This window comes from Kitasatospora sp. SUK 42, from assembly GCF_015776785.2.
Lineage (GTDB): Bacteria > Actinomycetota > Actinomycetes > Streptomycetales > Streptomycetaceae > Kitasatospora.
The window spans coordinates 413254-430879 of the sequence record NZ_LFMD02000005.1 but is presented as its reverse complement, the minus strand read 5'-3'; the positions used below and the strand labels follow the sequence as shown (position 1 = coordinate 430879).

Genomic DNA, 17626 nt, shown 5'->3' with positions numbered 1-17626 from the left:
CCCGCGCACGCCTCCCATCCGGACTTTAACCGTCGGTCCAGGAATTTCACCTGGTCAACCGGCCGCTGGCTGCGGACGGGTCGCGGACTGTAACCGCCGGTTCGGATTTTCACCGACCCCGGAGTGCGCTGAACGTCACTGCTGTTGACGTCATTGTGCCACGGGCGGAGCACGGCCAGGGAGAGTCGTGGGCTGTGGCCTGTTTCACGGCCCTGTGGGGAATGCGCGGCGCGGTGCGGGGCACGCGGCGCGAAGCGGTACGGGGGCGGGGTGCGACCCGGCGGATGACGGATGTGCCGGAGCGGGGCGGGTGCGTCAGAGCGGGGCGGGTGCGGCGACCGGCATGAAGTGGGTGACCACCGGGGGGTGTGCGAGGTAGTGCAGCTCGCCCTCCGACCAGACCGGCCGGATCCGCCACATCGGCCCGGCGTACCCGCGCAGGGCCTCCTCGTCCCGCCAGCGGCTCACCACGAGCACCCGGTGCCCGTCCTCGGTCACCGAGCGCAACAGTTCGCCGCCGAGGCAGCCGTCCGTCTGCCCCAGTCGCGGGATCACCTGGTTGGCCAGGTGTGCGCAGAACTCCTCGATGCGATCGGCCGCGACCTGTCCGGCCCAGATTCTCACGATCACGGCCACCACCTCCGGCTGCCTGGGATCCCTGGCCCCATTATCAGCGGAAAACCGCTGGTGGGGAGGGGTGCGGCAACTATTTCCCGGAGGGCCGACAACCTCGGGGAGGGTAGCTCGCGGGGCCTCGGGCCAGGGGTGGCGGGACGGGCCTCGACTAGATTCGCGACATGACCATCACACCGGAAGCTGCCGTTTCGTCAACCACCGCTCCGGACACGCCGAACCGCCTGTTCGCCGCCCTCGGCGCGGGGGCGATCACCGACCCGGCCCGGCTGCGCGAGATCTACGAGCAGCCGAGCGAGCAGGCGCGCCGCAAGCAGGTGGACCGCCTGCACGAGGTCGCCCAGCGCCTGATCGCCTGCTCCCCGCTGGTGTTCGTCGCCAGCTCCGACGCCTCCGGGCGCTGCGACGTCTCGCCGCGCGGCGGGCCGGCCGGGCTGGTCTCGGTGCTCGACGAGTACACCCTGGCCATTCCGGACGCCACCGGCAACAAGCGTTTGGACACCCTGCACAACATCATCGAGACCGGCCGGGTCGGACTGCTGTTCGTCGTACCGGGCCGGGACACCACGCTCCGGGTCAACGGGCGGGCGTGCGTCTCCACCGACCCCGAGCTGCTGCGGCAGCTGACGGCCGTCGGCAAGCCTCCGCGCAGCGCGATCGTGGTGGCCGTGGAGGAGGTGTACGGGCACTGCCCGAAGGCCTTCCTGCGCGCTTCGGCGTGGAAGCCGGAGAACTGGCTCGCCAAGGACGCGCAGCCGAGCTCGGCGGAGGTCACGCTGTCGCACCTTCGGGACGACGCGCTGACCATCGAGCTGATCGAACAGACGGAGCGGGAGGCGCTGCTGTACCGGTACGAGTGACCAACGGTACGAGCAGCCGCCCCTGCCGGGTTGTCGGCGTCCGGGCGGGGGCCTGCGCGGGGACGGGGGTCTGCGTCCGGGCGGGGCCCGCGTCCGGACGGGTGGCGTCGGGCGGGCTCGGGGCCGCACGGGCACCGGGGCCGCCGCCGGTCGCTTGAATGAGCGGATGGACTGCCTGTTCTGTGCGGTGGTGGCGGGCGAGGTGCCCGCGCACCGGGTGCTGGAGGACGAGGCGGCGGTCGCCTTCCTGGACCACCGGCCGCTGTTCCCCGGCCACGTCCTCGTCGTACCGCGCGCCCACCACCGGACCCTGGCGGACCTGCCGGCCGCCGAGGTCGGGCCGTTCTTCCTGCGGGTGCAACGGGTGGCGGCGGCCGTCGAGCGGGGGCTGGGCGCGGCGGGCAGCTTCGTGGCGGCGAACAACCGGATCAGCCAGTCGGTGCCGCACCTGCACGTCCACGTGGTGCCGCGCAATCCGAAGGACGGGCTGCGCGGGTTCTTCTGGCCGCGCGGGACGTATCCGGACGAGGCACGGGCGGCGGAGGTCGCGGCGCGGCTGCGGGCGGCGCTCGACGCCGACTCCGCCGGTTCGTAGCACGGCGGTTCGCAGGGCTCTCCTCACCGGTTCACCGAAGGCGGTGCCGCCGACCCCCTTGACAGGTATAGACCATTCCGCTTGAGTCGGTGTCAGCCCCGTACCGGCCTGCACCCCGGTCGGCCGTCCCCCACGACGCGCCCCCGCACGGGGCCCGGCTCCCCTGCCCCGACCAGGTCCCTTTCTCGACGACGTGCGGCCCCCACCGCACAAGGGGTGATGACGTGTCAATCAAACGCCTGCTCGCGCTGCTCTCCGCCGCGGTGACGGCACTCGCGCTCGCGGTGCTCCTCCCGGCCTCCGCCAGTGCGGCCGCCTGCGGAACGCCGTGGAACGCCGCCGCCGTGTACACCGGCGGCGCGTCCGTCTCGTACAACGGGCACAACTGGACCGCCAAGTGGTGGACCCAGAACGAACCCCCGAGCAGCGGCGGCTCCGGGGTCTGGTCCGACCAGGGCCCCTGCGGCGGGCCCACCGACCCGACGCCCACGCCCACTCCGACCCCCACGCCGACGCCGACCCGCGTCCCGGGTGGATTCCCGGTCAGCCAGGCCCAGTTCGACCAGATGTTCCCGAACCGGAACCCCTTCTACACCTACCAGGGCCTGCTCGACGCGACCAGCGCGTACCCGGGCTTCGCGACCACCGGCAGTGACACCGTCCGGCTCCAGGAGGCCGCGGCCTTCCTCGCCAACGTCAGCCACGAGACCGGCGGGCTGGTGTACGTGGTCGAGCAGGACACCTCCAACTACCCGCACTACTGCGACGCTTCGCAGCCGTACGGGTGCCCGGCCGGGCAGGCCGCGTACTACGGGCGCGGGCCGATCCAGCTCAGCTGGAACTTCAACTACAAGGCGGCGGGCGACGCGCTCGGCATCGACCTGCTGAACAACCCCAACCTGGTGCAGACCGATCCGGCGGTGGCCTGGAAGACCGGCCTCTGGTACTGGAACACCCAGAACGGGCCGGGCACCATGACCGCGCACGACGCGATGGTCAACGGGCGCGGCTTCGGCGAGACGATCCGCAGCATCAACGGCTCGCTGGAGTGCAACGGCAACAACACCGCGCAGATGCAGCACCGGATCAGTCTGTACCAGAGCTTCGTGCAGCTCCTCGGCACCGTGCCCGGGGGCAACCTGAGCTGCTGACGCCCCGTTCCGCTCCGCCCCGCCCCGCCGCGCCGCGGGTTCGGGTGCCACATCGTGGCGTCCGGACATCACCGAGCGCGGCGGGGCGCACATCCATGGGAGCGGTGACTGACGAACCACGCCGGCAGCAGCTGCGGCCAGTGCTCGAACGCGGGCCGGTCACCCACCTGCTCGATCACGCGCGTCAGCACCGCCCGCGCACGGGAGATGACCTGGGCCGGATCCTCGGCGGCGAACCGGACGCGTACGAGGAACTGACGCAGCTGGTCATCCTCGGCGCCCGGCTCGGATCGAAGGCGCCGCAGCTCGCCCGTCGCGACTTCCACGGTGAGGAGAGTGCACCAGCACCGGCCCGACCGCACCTCATGGCCGCCAGAACCCTCGGACCACGATCTTCACGGCCGGGCACCTGCCTGCCGTCACCCGGAGGTCGGTGGACGCGGCCGGCTCGGCGCTGCTGCCGGCGCCTGCGGCTCGGGCCGTCGGGCGGGAGTCCTCCGATCCTCCGATGGCCTTCCAGTCCGAAAGGCACCCCCTGATCCCGGTCACGGTGCGGCCGTTTCGGGCCAAAGGGTGTCGATTGGCACTGTTCGCGGAGGCGGCGGACGGTCGATCCTGGTGATCCAACAGTCGCGGTTCCGGTTGGGGAGACCGGTGAGTGCAAGGAGGCCGAAGTGGCGATGGTGTGGTCGCCGGCGTGGGCGCGGTCGCTCGCGGAGAGCGGCGCGGCTCGGCGCGGGTCCGCCGGGTCTGCGGGATCCGCCGGGTCCGCCGGGCCGCTCGGGCGCGTGGTGCGGGTGCACCGGCGGTTCCGGCCGCTGTCCTGGCGGGCGCGAGCCTGGGTGGACGCCGGGGCGGCGGTCCTGGCGGTGGCGGTCTGCCTGACGCTCGGCGAGTGGTGGCCCGCGCCGGTGGTGGCGGCCGTGGCGGTGGTGGCCACCGGCGGGTACGGGTGGCTGCGGCCCGCGTCCGGGCTGCGGTCCGTCCGGGTGCACGAGGGCGGTCTGGCGCTGGTCGGGGCGGACGGCGCCGAGCGGCTGCTGCCCTGGGCGGAGCTGGAGGCCGGCGAGTACTCCCCCGCCGGGCGGCGTGGGGAGGCCGAGCAGGGCCGAATATGGCCGGCCGGCGCGGAGGAGCCGCTGGTGCTGGCACGACTGCGCGGGCTGGAGGAGCTGCTGCGGGAGGTGGACGCGCGCCTCTCCCCCGGTCTGCGGGCCGCCCTGCACGAGGCGCTGCGCACCGAGGGGAGCGTCCGGTTCGCCCGGGGGCGGCTGACGGTGACGGCCGGCGGGCTGGTGCACCGGCCGCCGCACCCGCTGGCCGTGACGGAGGCCTATCGGTGGGAGGAGGTGCAGTCGGCCCGGGCGTCCGGCCTCGGGGAGCTGGAGATCCGGACGTACTCCGCCGGGCTGCCGCTCACCTTCCCGGTGCCCAACGCCCGCGCGGCGGCCGACTTCCTGGCGGAGGTGCGGGCTCGGAGCCTCTAGAAGGGGCCTCTAGAAGGTTGGATTTCCAAACTCACGAACCTATAGTGGGTTTGCTTTTCCAACTACCCTTGGAAGCGACCCTCAGAGGAGAGGCGGCCAGCCATGCGCGATGCCGTGATCGTCGAAGCCGTGCGCACGCCCATCGGGAAGGGCAAGCCAGGAGGCGCGCTCTCGGGCGTCCACCCGGTCGAACTGCTCTCCCACACCCTCCAGGCCCTCATCGGGCGCAGCGGGATCGACCCCGCCCTGGTCGACGACGTGATCGGCGGCTGTGTCGACCAGGTCGCCGAGCAGGCGATGAACACCACCCGCCACGCCTGGCTGGCGGCCGGACTCCCGGAGTCCGTTCCGGCGACCACCGTCGACCGGCAGTGCGGCTCCTCCCAGCAGGCCGTGCACTTCGCGGCGCAGGGGGTGATCGCCGGGGCGTACGACGTGGTGGTGGCCTGCGGGATCGAGTCGATGAGCCGGGTGCCGATGTGGTCCAACGTGCCTCCGGGGGCGGACCCGTTCGGCGCCTCGGTCGCGGCCCGCTACCCGGGCGGGCTGGTCCCGCAGGGCGTCAGTGCCGAACTGATCGCCGCCAAGTGGTCGATCTCGCGGGAGGCGATGGACGAGTTCTCGACCGGTTCGCACGCCAAGGCGGCCCGGGCACACGCGGAGGGCCGGTTCGCGGACGAGCTGGTCCCGGTGCCGACGCCGGCCGGGCTGGTGGCCATGGACGAGTCGGTGCGTCCGGGCACCACGCCCGAGGTGCTGGCGGGGCTGCGCCCGGCCTTCGCCGACCCCGCCTTCACGGAGCGCTTCCCGCAGATCGACTGGTCGGTGACGGCGGGCAACAGCAGTCCGATCAACGACGGCGCCTCCGCCGTCCTGATCACCAGCAGCGAGACCGCCGCCCGGCTCGGCCTGCGCCCGCTGGCCCGACTGCACTCCTTCGCGGTCACCGGCTCGGACCCTCTGCTGATGCTGACCGGCGTACTGCCCGCGACCGAGAAGGTGCTGCGCCGCTCGGGCCTCTCCCTGGCCGACATCGACCTGTTCGAGGTGAACGAGGCCTTCGCCAGCGTGGTCCTGGCCTGGCTGCAGGAGACCGGCGCCGACCCGGCCCGGCTCAACGTCAACGGCGGCGCGATCGCCCTCGGCCACCCGCTCGGCGCCAGCGGCACCCGGCTGATGACCACCCTGGTGCATGAACTGCGCCGCAGCGGTGGCCGGTTCGCGCTCCAGACCATGTGCGAGGCCGGCGGCCTCGCCAACGCCACGATCCTGGAGGCCGTCGGCTGATCCCCGCCCGCTGATCCCACCCGCCGATCCCCCACCCCCTAGGGTGCCGACGGGCCCGCCCCGGAGGGGGCGAGTACACCGCTGAGCCGACGTCAACTTCCCTACCAGCGAACTACCGTCGGCCGCATGAGCCGAATTCGCATCACCGCCGCCGCGGCAGCGCTGCTGCTCGCGCTGCCCCTGTCCGTCGCCGCACCGGCCCTGGCCGCGCCCACCGCCACGGCCGGTGCCATGGTCGGCACCCCGGCCGCCACCGCCCCGAGTGCCCTGCACGTCGAACTGCCCCGCCCGACCGGGCCGTACGCGGTCGGGCAGGAGGTCCTGCACCTAGTCGACCGGAACCGTCCGGACCCGTGGGTCCCGTCCGCCGGCCCGCGCCAGCTGATGGTCTCGATGTACTACCCCGCCCACGCCGGCACCGGCAGCCCGGCCCCGTACATGACCGCCGCGGCCGCCCGGCTCCTGCTGGACCTGAAGCTCGCCGGCAACTCCATCCCGACCGAATCCGTCACCAACACCCGGACCTGGGCGGAGTCCGGCGCGCGCCCGCAGGGCGGGCACTACCCGCTGGTGGTGCTGTCGCCCGGCTTCACCATGCCCCGCGCCTCGCTCACCAGCCTCGCCGAGGACCTGACCAGTCACGGGTACGTCGTCGCGCTGGTCGACCACACCTACGAGAACAGCGGCACCACCTTCCCGGACGGGCAGACGCTGCCCTGCGTGCTGTGCGGCAAGCTCACGGACAAGGACTTCGAGCGGGTGGACGAGAGCCGGGCGAAGGACGTCTCCTTCGTCATCGACCAGCTGACCGACCGCCCCCACCCGGCCTGGCGCTACGCCCGCATGATCGACCGCGACCGGATCGGCATGGCCGGGCACTCGGCCGGCGGCGCGGCCAGCGTCCCGGCACTGGTGACCGACGACCGGATCCGGGCCGGGGTGGACCTGGACGGCACCATGGACTACCTGGTGCCCGAGTCCGGCATCGGCGGCAAGCCGTTCCTGATGATCGGCCACCCCCTGCCCGGCGAGGGCGAGGACACCAGCTGGACCAAGAGCTGGCCCCGGCTCGACGGCTGGAAGCGGTGGCTGACCTTCGACGGAACCAACCACGGCAGCTTCACCGACTACCCGCTGTTCTTCGAGGCACTCGGCATCCCCCAGCCCAGCGGCACCACCATGTCCGGGGCGCGCGCCATCGAACTCACCCGCCAGTACGTCGGGGCCTTCTTCGACCTCCAGCTGAAGGGCATCGACCAGCCGCTCTTCGACGGCCCGACCGCCGCCAACCCCGAGGTGGGCTTCCACTCCTGACCACCGCTCCCGTGAGGCCGTCGGCGACCCGCCGGCGGCCTCATCGGCATGCGGGCGGCCCAGGGCCGCTACGCGGCCGGGGCCGCCGAGGCGATCGGTTCGAGCAGCGGTCGCGGGCGGACCAGGGCGCGGGAGACCGGGTCCTCGCGGCGGACGCCGGCGCGGGCGGGGTTGGGGCGCATGACGACCCCGGTCGGCGGGACGGGGGCGCCGCCGCACTTCGGGCAGACGCCGACGAAGTCCAGATCGGTGCCGCAGGCCGTGTGCGCGAACAGGTGGTACGGGCCGCCGTCCGTGGCGTGCCGGCCGCCCCAGCGGCTCAGCTGGTAGAGCGGGCCCCACAGTTCGAGGCCGGCCTCGGTGAGCAGGTAGCCGTGGCGCAGTGGCGCCTGCTGGTACGGCTCCTTGCGCAGCACCCCGGCCGCGACCAGGGCGTTGAGCCGCGCGGTGAGGACGGCGCGGGGGATGCCGAGGTGGACGAGGAAGTCGTTGAACCGCTGCACGCCGTAGAACGCGTCGCGCACGATCAGCAGGCTCCAGCGCTCGCCGACCACCTCCAGCGCGCGGGCCAGCGCGCAGTCCTGCCGTTCGTAGTCGGTTCCCAGCGCCATGCGGGTCAGCGTAGTCCACATGGCGAGTGGGTTCAATGAACAGACCTTCAGTGGTAGCGTTGCCGCCGAGACGAAGGTTCATTCACCAGACCTGCCGGTCCATCCTCCGGAGGGAACATCCATGTCCCCCGCACCACCCGGCTCCTCCCCATCCGCGACCGCGCCGTCCGCACCAAGTACGTCGCTCGGGCCGAGTGCGTCGAGTACGTCGACCGCGCCGCCCGTACGCGCCGGTGCCACGCTGGCCGTCACCGCCGCGGCGACCGCCCTGGCCACCGTCGCCTACACCGCCCCCACCGCCTCGCTCGCCGCCACCGCCCAGGCCGCCCACCTCGGCGCCACCGGCCGCACCTGGATCCTCACCGGCACCCTGGTCGGCATCTCCGCACTGCTGCTCACCGCCGGCAGCGCCGCCGACGACCACGGCCGCAAGCGGGTCTTCACCTTCGGCGTACTGCTGTTCGCCGTCTCCGAGGCGCTGGCCGCGCTCGCCCCCGGCGGCGCCGTCTACCTGGCCGCCCGGGTGCTCCTCGGCGTCGCCTCCGCCGCCTTGCTGGCCCCCGCGCTCGGCCTGATCAGCCACGCCCACCCGCCGGGGCCGGCCCGGATCCGGGCGCTCGGGATCTGGGGCGCGGCCGTCGGCCTGGGCATCGCCGTCGGGCCGGTCTACGGCGCGCTGGTCGAGCAGTGGGCCGGCTGGCGCGCGGTCGGCGGCGGGCTCGCGGTGGCCTCGGCCGCCGTGGCCGCCTGCGCGGCCGGCTACCTCACCGAGTCCCGGGCCGAGCAGCCACGCGCCCTCGACCCCTACGGGGTGCTGACCCTCGCCGCCGGGACGTCCCTGCTGATCGCCGGACTGGCCGAGGGCCGCAGCGGCTGGGCAAGCCCCGTGGTGGTGGCGCTGCTGGCGGGCGGGGTGCTGCTGCTCGCGGCCTTCGCGGCGGTCGAGGCGAAGGTCCGCGAACCGATGCTGGACCTCGCACTGTTCCGCAGCCCCGGCTTCATCGCCGCCACCGGCGGGGCGCTGTTCACCGGGCTGTCGCTGGTCGGCTTCATGAGCTACCTGCCCACCCTGCTCCAGGGCGTCCTCGGCCTGTCCGGCCTGGCGGCAGGCGGCGTGCTGGCGCTGTGGTCGGGCCTGTCGGTGGTCTCCGCGCTCCAGGCCCGCCGCCTGGCCACCCGGCTGTCGGCCACCGCCCAGGTCGCCCTCGGCCTGCTGGTCTGCGGCCTCGGCGAGGCCGGACTGTACGGGCTCACGCCCGGCTCCTCCTGGCTCCGGCTGGCGCCCGGCCTCGTGGTCGCCGGCATCGGCAGCGGCGTCCTCAACGCGGCGCTCGCCCGACTGGCGGTCAGCAGTGTCCCGGCACACCGGGCGGCCATGGGCTCGGGCGCCAACAACACCTCCCGCTACATCGGCTCGGCTCTCGGCGTGGCCATCACCATCGCCGTCGCCGGCTCGGCCCGCACCACCGCCCCCGACCCCACGGCGGCGGCCGACGCCCTGGCCACCGGCACCGACCGCGCCGTCCTGGTCGCCGCCGCCCTCTGCCTCGCGGGCGCCCTGCTGGCACTGACCGCCCGCACCGCCGAATCCCGCACCACCCCGGAGCCCGAACCTGCACCAACGGACCACGCCCCACGCTGATGCACGAAAAGTCGACCCGGCCGACTTCCCACTCCACGAACCCCGCCACCCCGCCGACCAGGCGGGGCACGGCGGCACGGTCAGACGTCAGCAGCGATATCCCCCCAGCGGCCACGTCGAACCGAAGCCCAAGCCTGCACCCCCGGACCACGCCCCCACAGCGATGCACGAAAAGTCGACCCACCCGACTTCCCACTCCACGAACCCCGCCACCCCGCCCGCCGGGCGGGGCACGGCGGCACGGTCAGGTGGCATCCCCGGTGTTCTCCCCGGCGCTCTCCTCAGGGGTTTTGTCGAGCTGGTCGTCCTCGGGCGAGTCCGGGTCGGTGAATCCCCCACCGAAGTCGGGCATGCGGGCCTCCTTGAGCGAGGTGGTGGGCCGGTGGTCCGACCGGCCCGCCACCGAGGATCGCAGCCACCCGGGCCCAGCTCCGCGCCCGGCGGTGCGGATCCCGGCCTGGCGCACCGTCTCTGACGTGCGAGGATGCCCCGCATGACGCAGGTGGAGCTGAACTGGCTGGACGGAACGGACAGCGGGCGGTACGTGGTGTGCCCGGAGCGGGCGGTCGAGAGCTGGACGTACGAGCGCGTGGAGGAGCTGCTGGACCAGCACATCGACGAGTACGCGACCGCGTTCCCGGTGGACGGGCACGGGGACGTGCTGGTGCTGGCCGGGGAGCCGTTGCCGATCGCGTGGCTTGCCGAGGAGCGGGTGTTCGTGCGGCCGGTCCACTGCCCGTGCTCGGACGCCGTCCGCCCGCTGGTGCGGGAGGCGCTGCGGTCCGGGGTGTGGCAGGACGGGCCGACGGTGGAGCTGACGGCCGGGCGCTACCTGCTGACGGACGCGGCGTACGACGGCGAGGAGATGCTCCCCCAGGGCCGGCACCTGGCCGTCGAACTCGCGCGGGGCCGCTACCTGGTGCAGTCGCTGGTCGACAGCGCCCCCGAGGCGCCCTTCTACCTGGAACGCCTGCTGCCCGCACGGTGAGCGGCCCGCCGCGGCCGCGTGCGAAGATGGCAGAGCTCGGGGGGAACGATCTCCGGACGGTTCTCTGGCCATGGTGAACGACGACGGGCAGCGCCAGGGGGAGCCCCGGCAGGACCCCCTGCTGATGGTGCCGATCGCCACGGCGCTGCTTGAGGCCGACGGGCGGATCCTGCACTGGAGCGGCAACGCGGAGGCACTGCTCGGTTACCGCGCCGACGAGGCGGTCGGGGTGAAGGCCGCCCGGCTGCTGACCTACGACGAGTCGCGGCCCGAGGTGCTGGAGCTGTTCCGGGGGATCCTGGAGGGCCGGGAGTGGTCCGGGGTGTTCCCGGTGCGGCACCGGGACGGGCACCTGGTGAACCTGGAGTTCCGTACCCACCCGATCCGCGGGCCCGGCGGGGCCACGCTGGTGCTGGCCGTCGCCTCCGAGGTGACCACGCTGCGCCGGCTCCAGGCGGACCTGGCGGTGCTGGACGGTTTCTTCGCCCAGTCCCCGGTCGGCATGGCGGTGCTCGACGCCGAGCTGCGCTTCGTCCGGCTGAACGAGGCGCTGGCCCGGTTGAACGGAGTGACCGTCGAGGAGCACCTGGGCCGCCGGCTCACCGAGGTGCTGCCCGGGATCAACGGCGCCGAGGCCGAGGCGGCGATGCGGCGGGTGATGGCGGGCGGCGGGCCGGTGATGGACTTCCGCTCGCAGGGCCGCACCCCGGGGGACCCTCAGCACGACCACGCGTGGTCCGCCTCGTACTTCCGGCTGGCGGACCGGGCCGGGCGGGTGCTCGGGGTCAGCGCGACCGTCATCGACATCACCGAGCGCTTCCGCGCCGACGCCCGGGCGGCCCGCGCGCAGGAGCGGCTCGCCCTGCTGGTCGACGCGACCGACTCGATCGGCACCACGCTCGACCTGCGGCAGACCGCCCGCGAGCTGGCCGACGCGATGGTGCCCAGGGTCGCCGACATCAGCGCCGTGTTCGCGCTGGAGGCGCTGGTGGCCGGCCGCACCGTCGAGCCGCCCGCTCCGCACGCCCCGCAGCTGGTGCGCCGCCTGGCGCTGGCCTCGGCCGACCCGCTGTACCCGGCCGAGGCGATGCCGCTGGACACGGTGCACGAGCTGTCGGCGGACTCCCCGTACGCCCGGGCGCTGACCGGCGGACGGACGGTGGTGGTGCCGTCCTGGGCGCTCCCGCCGCTGAGCGAGGGCATCGACGAGAGCCGCCGCCGGGCGTTCCTCGGCGACCGGCCGCGTTCGGTGCGGATCACCCCGCTGGTGGCGCGCGGCACCACGCTGGGCATGGTGGTGTACTCCCGGCGCGGCTCGCGCGAGTCCTTCGACCCGGCGGACATCACCCTGGGCGACGAGCTGGCCTCGCGCGCGGCCGTCGCGATCGACAACGCCCGGCTGTACCTGCGCCAGCACCAGACCGTGCTGGCCCGGCAGCAGGCGCTGCGCGAGGCGAAGGCCGCGCAGGAACGGCTGGCACTAATCAACGCGGCCTCCGCCCGGATCGGCACCACGCTCGATCTCGACCGCACCGCACAGGAGTTGGCCGAGGTGGCGACGCCCCGGCTGGCGGACACCGTGGTGGTGGAGATCCTGGACGACCTGGCCCGCGGTGAGCCCGCGGCCCGCACCTCGGCGGACGGTTCGGCACTGCTGCGGCGCATGGCCTTCCACTCGGTCCCCGCCTCCACCCTCGTGCCGATCGACCGGATCGGCGGGGTGCACCGCTTCCTGCCCGGTTCGCCGTACGCGTGGAGCCTGGCCCACCGCGAGCCGGTGCTGGTGCCGCGGATGGACGAGGAGGGCATGGCCTGGTTCGCCGACGACCCGGTGCGCACCGCCGCCGTGCGGGAGCAGAACGTGCTCTCCCTCATGGTCGTCCCGCTGATCGCGCGCGGCAGCGCGGTCGGCGTCGCGGCCTTCTACCGGACCCTGGTGAAGCGCCCGTACGACGATGAGGACGTCGCACTGGCCGGGGAGCTGGCGGTGCGGGCGGCGGTGTCGATCGACAACGCGCTGCTGTTCACCCGCGAGCGCGACGCGGCCGCCGCCCGGCAGCGGGCGCTGGACGAGGCCTGGGCCGCCCAGCAGCGGCTGGGCCTGCTGAACGAGGCCAGCAACCGGATCGGCACCACACTCGATCTGCACCGCACCGCCCGGGAGTTGGTGGAGGTGGTGATCCCGCGCTTCGCCGACTTCGTCACCGTGGATCTGCGCGAGGCGGTGCTCAGCGGCGAGGAGCCCGGGCCCGTCCCGGCCGAGGGGCGGGTGCTGATGCGGGCGGTGGCGGTCGGCGAGTCGGCCCCGGACGGCGGCATGACGCAGGCGGCCGACCAGGCCGGCGAGACCTCCCAGTCCGCCGAGGTGTACGCGCAGAGCCTGCGCACCCGGCGCTCGGTCCTGGTGTCCGAGGTGACCGGGACGGAGCTGCGCCGGATCGTCGCCACCCCGGAACGGGTGCAGCCGAGCCTCGCGGCCGGAATGCACTCCTACCTGATGGTGCCGCTGGTCGCGCGCGGACACGTGCTGGGCGGCGCGGAGTTCGTCCGCACCCGCAACCCGGCGCCGTTCGGCCCGGCGGACCGCTCGCTGGCCGAGGAGCTCGCCGCCCGCACCGCCCTGGCGATCGACAACGGACGGCTCTACCGCCGCGAGCGGGACACCGCGCTCACCCTCCAGCGCAGCCTGCTGCCCCAGGAGATCCACCACACGCCCGGCCTGGAACTCGCCTACCGTTACCTGCCCAGCAGCGTGGTCAGCGAGGTCGGCGGCGACTGGTTCGACGTGGTACCACTCCCCTCCGGGCGGGCCGCGCTGATCGTCGGCGACGTGATGGGCCACGGCATCCGCGCCGCCGCCACCATGGGACAACTCCGGACGGTGGCACGGACGTTGATCACCCTGGACCTGGACCCCGCCCGGGTGCTGTACCGACTGGACGAGGCCACCACGGCGCTCGGCGAAGGCCAGTTCGCCACCTGCGTCTGCGTGGTGTACGACCCGGTGGGCCGAAGCTGCACCGCCGCCTGCGCCGGCCACCTGCCACCGGTGGTCGCCGACACCCTGGGGAACGCGCACCTGGTCGAACTGCCGCCCGGCGCACCGCTCGGCGTCGGCGGAGTCGACTTCGCGAGCGTCGAGTTCACCCTCCCCGAGGAGGCCATCCTGACCCTCTACACCGACGGGCTGGTCGAGCGCCGGGGCCACGACCTGGACGAGGGCCTGCAACTGCTCTGCCGTACGGTCGCCGACCGGGGCCGTTCGCTGGAGCAGACCTGCGATGCCGTCCTGGCCCGGCTCACCGACCGCAACGCCGAGGACGACATCGCCGTCATCATGGCGCAGGTACGCCCGGACGGCGCGGACCGGATCGCCTCCCTGCCGCTCACCGACGACCACGCGATGGTCGCCCACTCCCGCCGCTTCATCCGCGGGACGCTGGCCGCCTGGGGCCTCGACGCGCTCACCGACTGGGCCGAGCTGCTCACCAGCGAGCTGATCACCAACGCCCTGGTGCACGCCGGATCCCCCACCCAGCTAAGGCTGTTCTGCAACCGGGTACTCACCGTCGAGGTCGCCGACCGGGAGAGCGAGACGCCCCGGATCCGGCGCGCCCGCGCCGAGGACGAGGGCGGCCGCGGCATCCACCTGGTGAACGAACTGGCCCACCGCTGGGGCTCCCGCCGCACGAAGGACGGCAAGGTGGTCTGGTTCGAACTGGAGCTGCCGCCGGGGTTCCCCACCGGGTAGGCCCGCCCGCCCCCTCTCAGTCCGGCAGCAGCAGGTTGACGTCGCCGAACTCGTGCCACAGGTAGCGGTGTCGCACCGCCTCGCGGTAGCAGACCTCCAGCAGCGGGCGGCCCGCGACGGCGGCGAGCATCAGCAGGTGCGAGGCGCGGGGCTCGTGCCAACCGGTGAGCAGACCGTCGACGGCGCGGACGCCGCGCTCGGGGGTGATCACCAACTCCGTCCAGCCGTCGGTCTCCTGGAGCGTTCCGTCGGGCGACACGGCCGACTCCAGGGCGCGCACGACGGTGGTGCCGACGGCGATCACCCGGCCGCCCTCGGCCCGTACGTGCCCGACCAGCCGGGCGGTGGCCGCCGGGACCAGGAAGCGTTCGGCGTACGGGGCCTCGTGCGCCTCCGGCGAGGCGACCCCGGTGTGCAGGGTGACCGGCGCGACCAGCACGCCCCGGCCGGCCAGCCGGGCCACCACCTCGGGGCTGAAGGGGCGGGCCGCGCTGGGCATTTCGCTGCTGCCGGGGACGGTCGCGAAGACCGTCTGGTAGGACTCGATCGGCCAGTCGCGATCCACGTAGCCGTACCTGATGGCCCGGCCGTGCAGTTCGAGGTAGCGCAACAACGGTGTGGGCAGGGCGAGTTCGGCGAACCAGAGGCGGGCGGTGAAGGGGCGGCGCAGCTCGGCCGCGCCACCGGCGGGCAGGGCGACCCGCAGCCCGGGGCGGGCCGGGGACTCCCCCGGCGGGTAGTAGGCCGCCGCCTCCCCCGGCACCACCCGGCGCAACTCGACCAGGTGGGAGCCGCGTTGGTCGGGCTGGGCGGAGGAGAGGTGCAGCGCGACCGGCGTGCCGTCGGGCAGCCGGCCCGGCAGCGCGGCGGGGAGGGTGGCCGAGTTGTTGACCACCAGGAGGTCCCCCGGGCGCAGCACCTCGGGCAGGTCGGTGAAGCGGCGGTGCTCGACGCCTCCGGTGGCGCGCCGGCCGACCAGCATCCGCACGCCGTCCCGGGCCCCGCCGCGCGCCTCCGCCGGTGCGCGGGCGGAGAGTTCGGGCGGAACGGTGACGTCGAGCCCGAGGTCGGTCAGGGCCGTCATCGGCCACCTCGGTCCCCGGCCGGCACGACGACCGGCGCGGCGGCCGGCACGACGCGCGGCAGGTCCTCGGCGCGGTAGCGGCCGGAGGGGGTGCGCCCGCGCAGCAGGCCGAGCAGGACCGGTGCGACCTGCTCGGGCAGCGGCTCGCCGGAGATGTCCTCGCCGGGGTCGGCCTCCTGGAGCATCCGGGTGCGCATGCTGCCCGGGTCGACCGCCCAGACGTTCAACTCCGGTTCCTCCCGGGCGAGTACGGCGGTGGCGAGGTCCAGCGCGGCCTTGCTGGCGCCGTAGCCGCCCCAACCGGGGTAGGCCACCACGGCGGCGTCCGAGCTGATGTTGAGGACGGCGCCGGAGTGGGCGCGCAGCTGGGGCAGGACCAGCTGGGTGAGCGCGATCGGGGCGAGCGCGTTGACCTCGAAGGTCTCCAGCAGGTCGGGCAGCGGGTGGTCGGCCAGCCGGGGCAGCGGTTCGCCGCCGGAGCGGGGGGCGCCGTTGAGCGTACCGGCGTTGTTGATCAGGAGGCTGGCGCCGCCGAGCTCCTCGGCGGCGCCGGCCAGGCGGGCGCGGTGGTCGTCGTCGACGATCGAGCCGGGCAGGGCGACCACCTCGGTGACGGCGGCCAGATCGGCCTCGGCCGCGGCGAGTTCGGCCGCGCCGCGGGCGGTGATCACCAGCTTCCAGCCCTCGGCGGCCAGGACGTGCGCGAGCGCCAGACCGAGGCCGCGGGAGGCGCCGGTGACCAGGGCGACGGGTGCGGGGTTGGTGTGCTGTGCTGCGTTCATGGCCCCACGATCGCGCCGCCGGGGCCCTCGCCGGATCGGCCGCCGGGCCCGGGACCGGCTCCTCCGTTCGCCCTAGACCGGTGGGCCGTCCTAGGACTCCGACGCTCCCAGGGCCGCGGGCCCGGCCTCCCAGGCCTGCGGGTCGGTCCAGGCGGCGAGCGTGCGGCGGCTCTCGAACCGGCGTTCCCGGCCGGTCAGCGGGTCGGTGAACTCGACGACCGAGGCGAGCAGTTGCAGCGGGCGGCGGAAGTCGTCCGGGGCCGGCTCGGGCAGCACCCGCGGGTACACCGGGTCGCCGAGGATCGGCAGGCCGAGGCCGCTCATGTGCAGCCGCAGCTGGTGGGTGCGCCCGCTCAGCGGCCGCAGCCGGTAGCGGGCGAGGCCGTCGCGCCGTTCCACCAGGTCGATCCGGCTCTCGCTGTTCGGCGGCGCGTCGAGCTCCCGGGCGGCGATCACCCCGCGCTCCTTGACGATGTGGCTGCGCACGGTGCGCGGCAGGCTCAGCGCCGGGTCGTACGGGGCGATCGCCTGGTACTCCTTGCGCACCTCGCGGTCGCGGAACATCGTCTGGTACGCGCCGCGGTCCTCGGGCCGGACCACGAACATGGCCAGGCCCGCGGTGAGCCGGTCGAGCCGGTGGGCCGGGCTGAGCGCGGGCAGGTCGAGGTCGTGCCGCAGCCGGGAGAGCGCCGTCTCGACGACGTGCCGGCCGCGCGGGGTGGTGGCCAGGAAGTGCGGCTTGTCGACCACGACCAGGTGCTCGTCGCGGTGCAGCACCATCAGCTCGAAGGGCACCCGCACCTCGTCCGGGAGGTCCCGGTAGAACCACAGGTGGGCGCCGGGGCGGAACGGTTCGTCGGGGGCGACCGGGCCCTGCTCGCCGACGATCTCGCCGTCGCGCAGCGCCGCGTCGATCCGCGCCGCGCCCACGGTGGGCAGCCGCTCGACCAGGTGCTCCCGTACGGTCGGCCAGTCGCCCTCGATCGGCAGCCTCAGGTGGACCGGGTCCACGCCGTGGCGCTGCGGGAGGGGGGAGGTCGGGCGGCGGCTCTTGCGTCTCATCTCCCGACCCAGCGTAGTGCCCGCGCCCTGGGGGCCGCGTGGCCGCACCCCACCGCGTTGTCGTCGGGCGCGATTGATGCTCCTATTGGCTGTCAAGCGGCGGTGAGCCAGTCGCGGTAGGCGTTGGCGAGGTCGTCGTCTCGGCGGATGCCACGTTCGAGGGTGGAGATGGTGGCGGGCCAGACCCCGAAGTGGTTGGCGACGGCGGTGAGGGTGATGTTCTTCGCCTGCCGCATGGGTCTCAGGTCGGCGATGCCGGGGACGGTGACCGTGCTGCTCAGGCAGCGGAACATCTCCCGGGCGACGGCCCGTTTCAGGAGCCGGATGATCTCCTTCTTCGTCCGGCCGTCTGCGGTCTGCCGGACCACGTACTCACGGG

General features: G+C 74.0%; 16 protein-coding genes and 1 riboswitch. Of the genes, 9 read left to right on the top strand and 7 right to left on the bottom strand.

Annotation, left to right across the window (positions count from 1 at the left end; translation table 11 throughout):
* Window positions 1-2 precede the first annotated feature (2 nt).
* Window positions 3-130, bottom strand: a riboswitch (FMN riboswitch).
* Between the two features lie 185 nt (window positions 131-315).
* Window positions 316-630 carry an antibiotic biosynthesis monooxygenase gene (locus RZ50_RS20525; protein WP_196952199.1) on the bottom strand — a complete coding sequence of 105 codons (315 nt, stop codon included), beginning with the start codon at window positions 628-630 and terminating at the stop codon, window positions 316-318.
* 167 nt (window positions 631-797) lie between these two features.
* On the opposite strand from RZ50_RS20525, the gene RZ50_RS20520 reads away from it, so the two are divergent.
* The 3 genes from RZ50_RS20520 (at window position 798) to RZ50_RS20510 (ending at window position 3239) form a co-directional block, all read left to right on the top strand.
* Entirely contained in the window at window positions 798-1493 is a 696-nt protein-coding gene (locus RZ50_RS20520) for an MSMEG_1061 family FMN-dependent PPOX-type flavoprotein (RefSeq protein ID WP_196952198.1), read from the top strand.
* 166 nt (window positions 1494-1659) lie between these two features.
* Window positions 1660-2088, top strand: a complete 429-nt coding sequence (locus RZ50_RS20515; protein WP_196952197.1) for an HIT family protein — start codon at window positions 1660-1662, stop codon at window positions 2086-2088.
* A gap of 230 nt (window positions 2089-2318) precedes the next feature.
* The gene (locus tag RZ50_RS20510) at window positions 2319-3239 is read left to right on the top strand and encodes a glycoside hydrolase family 19 protein (protein WP_196952210.1); all 921 of its coding nucleotides are present in this window, start codon (window positions 2319-2321) and stop codon (window positions 3237-3239) included.
* Window positions 3240-3307: 68 nt separating this feature from the next.
* On the opposite strand, the gene RZ50_RS20505 is transcribed toward RZ50_RS20510, so the two are convergent.
* Entirely contained in the window at window positions 3308-3565 is a 258-nt protein-coding gene (locus RZ50_RS20505; protein ID WP_196952196.1) for a hypothetical protein, read from the bottom strand.
* 462 nt (window positions 3566-4027) lie between these two features.
* On the opposite strand from RZ50_RS20505, the gene RZ50_RS20500 reads away from it, so the two are divergent.
* The 3 genes from RZ50_RS20500 (at window position 4028) to RZ50_RS20490 (ending at window position 7327) form a co-directional block, all read left to right on the top strand.
* Window positions 4028-4726: a hypothetical protein gene (locus tag RZ50_RS20500; RefSeq protein WP_196952195.1), complete on the top strand. Its 699-nt coding sequence runs from the start codon at window positions 4028-4030 to the stop codon at window positions 4724-4726.
* 102 nt (window positions 4727-4828) lie between these two features.
* Entirely contained in the window at window positions 4829-6013 is a 1185-nt protein-coding gene (locus tag RZ50_RS20495; RefSeq protein ID WP_196952194.1) for a thiolase family protein, read from the top strand.
* A gap of 126 nt (window positions 6014-6139) precedes the next feature.
* Complete coding sequence (locus tag RZ50_RS20490; protein WP_196952193.1) at window positions 6140-7327, top strand: alpha/beta hydrolase; 1188 nt, start codon at window positions 6140-6142, stop codon at window positions 7325-7327.
* Between the two features lie 68 nt (window positions 7328-7395).
* On the opposite strand, the gene RZ50_RS20485 is transcribed toward RZ50_RS20490, so the two are convergent.
* Complete coding sequence (locus tag RZ50_RS20485; RefSeq protein ID WP_196952192.1) at window positions 7396-7938, bottom strand: helix-turn-helix domain-containing protein; 543 nt, start codon at window positions 7936-7938, stop codon at window positions 7396-7398.
* Between the two features lie 121 nt (window positions 7939-8059).
* Between RZ50_RS20485 and RZ50_RS20480 the strand changes: the two genes are divergently transcribed.
* The 3 genes from RZ50_RS20480 (at window position 8060) to RZ50_RS20470 (ending at window position 14319) form a co-directional block, all read left to right on the top strand.
* Complete coding sequence (locus RZ50_RS20480) at window positions 8060-9580, top strand: MFS transporter (protein WP_196952191.1); 1521 nt, start codon at window positions 8060-8062, stop codon at window positions 9578-9580.
* A gap of 493 nt (window positions 9581-10073) precedes the next feature.
* A complete protein-coding gene (locus tag RZ50_RS20475) occupies window positions 10074-10568 on the top strand; it encodes an Imm21 family immunity protein (protein WP_196952190.1) in 495 nt (164 codons plus the stop codon).
* Between the two features lie 70 nt (window positions 10569-10638).
* Window positions 10639-14319, top strand: a complete 3681-nt coding sequence (locus RZ50_RS20470; RefSeq protein WP_196952189.1) for a SpoIIE family protein phosphatase — start codon at window positions 10639-10641, stop codon at window positions 14317-14319.
* A gap of 16 nt (window positions 14320-14335) precedes the next feature.
* Here the strand turns inward: RZ50_RS20470 and RZ50_RS20465 are convergent, their stop codons facing one another.
* The 4 genes from RZ50_RS20465 to RZ50_RS20450 form a co-directional block, all read right to left on the bottom strand.
* Entirely contained in the window at window positions 14336-15403 is a 1068-nt protein-coding gene (locus tag RZ50_RS20465) for an S-adenosylmethionine:tRNA ribosyltransferase-isomerase (protein WP_196952188.1), read from the bottom strand.
* Window positions 15400-16185, bottom strand: a complete 786-nt coding sequence (locus RZ50_RS20460) for an SDR family oxidoreductase (protein ID WP_196952187.1) — start codon at window positions 16183-16185, stop codon at window positions 15400-15402. Before RZ50_RS20460 ends, RZ50_RS20465 begins: the two co-directional genes overlap by 4 nt.
* Before the next feature lie 90 nt (window positions 16186-16275).
* The gene (locus RZ50_RS20455; RefSeq protein WP_196952186.1) at window positions 16276-17247 is read right to left on the bottom strand and encodes a pseudouridine synthase; all 972 of its coding nucleotides are present in this window, start codon (window positions 17245-17247) and stop codon (window positions 16276-16278) included.
* Window positions 17248-17339: 92 nt separating this feature from the next.
* Window positions 17340-17626 (bottom strand): hypothetical protein (locus tag RZ50_RS20450; RefSeq protein WP_254802887.1); only part of this gene is annotated, 287 nt, incomplete at its 5' end.

Bases quoted from the DNA above. Each gene is read 5' to 3' on its own strand.
- RZ50_RS20520 (WP_196952198.1), top strand. From the start codon at position 798: ATGACCATCACACCGGAAGCTGCCGTTTCGTCAACCACCGCTCCGGAC.
- RZ50_RS20515 (WP_196952197.1), top strand. From the start codon at position 1,660: ATGGACTGCCTGTTCTGTGCGGTGGTGGCGGGCGAGGTGCCCGCGCAC.
- RZ50_RS20495 (WP_196952194.1), top strand. From the start codon at position 4,829: ATGCGCGATGCCGTGATCGTCGAAGCCGTGCGCACGCCCATCGGGAAG.
- RZ50_RS20490 (WP_196952193.1), top strand. From the start codon at position 6,140: ATGAGCCGAATTCGCATCACCGCCGCCGCGGCAGCGCTGCTGCTCGCG.
- RZ50_RS20485 (WP_196952192.1), bottom strand. From the start codon at position 7,938: ATGGCGCTGGGAACCGACTACGAACGGCAGGACTGCGCGCTGGCCCGC.
- RZ50_RS20480 (WP_196952191.1), top strand. From the start codon at position 8,060: ATGTCCCCCGCACCACCCGGCTCCTCCCCATCCGCGACCGCGCCGTCC.
- RZ50_RS20475 (WP_196952190.1), top strand. From the start codon at position 10,074: ATGACGCAGGTGGAGCTGAACTGGCTGGACGGAACGGACAGCGGGCGG.
- RZ50_RS20470 (WP_196952189.1), top strand. From the start codon at position 10,639: ATGGTGAACGACGACGGGCAGCGCCAGGGGGAGCCCCGGCAGGACCCC.
- RZ50_RS20465 (WP_196952188.1), bottom strand. From the start codon at position 15,403: ATGACGGCCCTGACCGACCTCGGGCTCGACGTCACCGTTCCGCCCGAA.
- RZ50_RS20460 (WP_196952187.1), bottom strand. From the start codon at position 16,185: ATGAACGCAGCACAGCACACCAACCCCGCACCCGTCGCCCTGGTCACC.
- RZ50_RS20455 (WP_196952186.1), bottom strand. From the start codon at position 17,247: ATGAGACGCAAGAGCCGCCGCCCGACCTCCCCCCTCCCGCAGCGCCAC.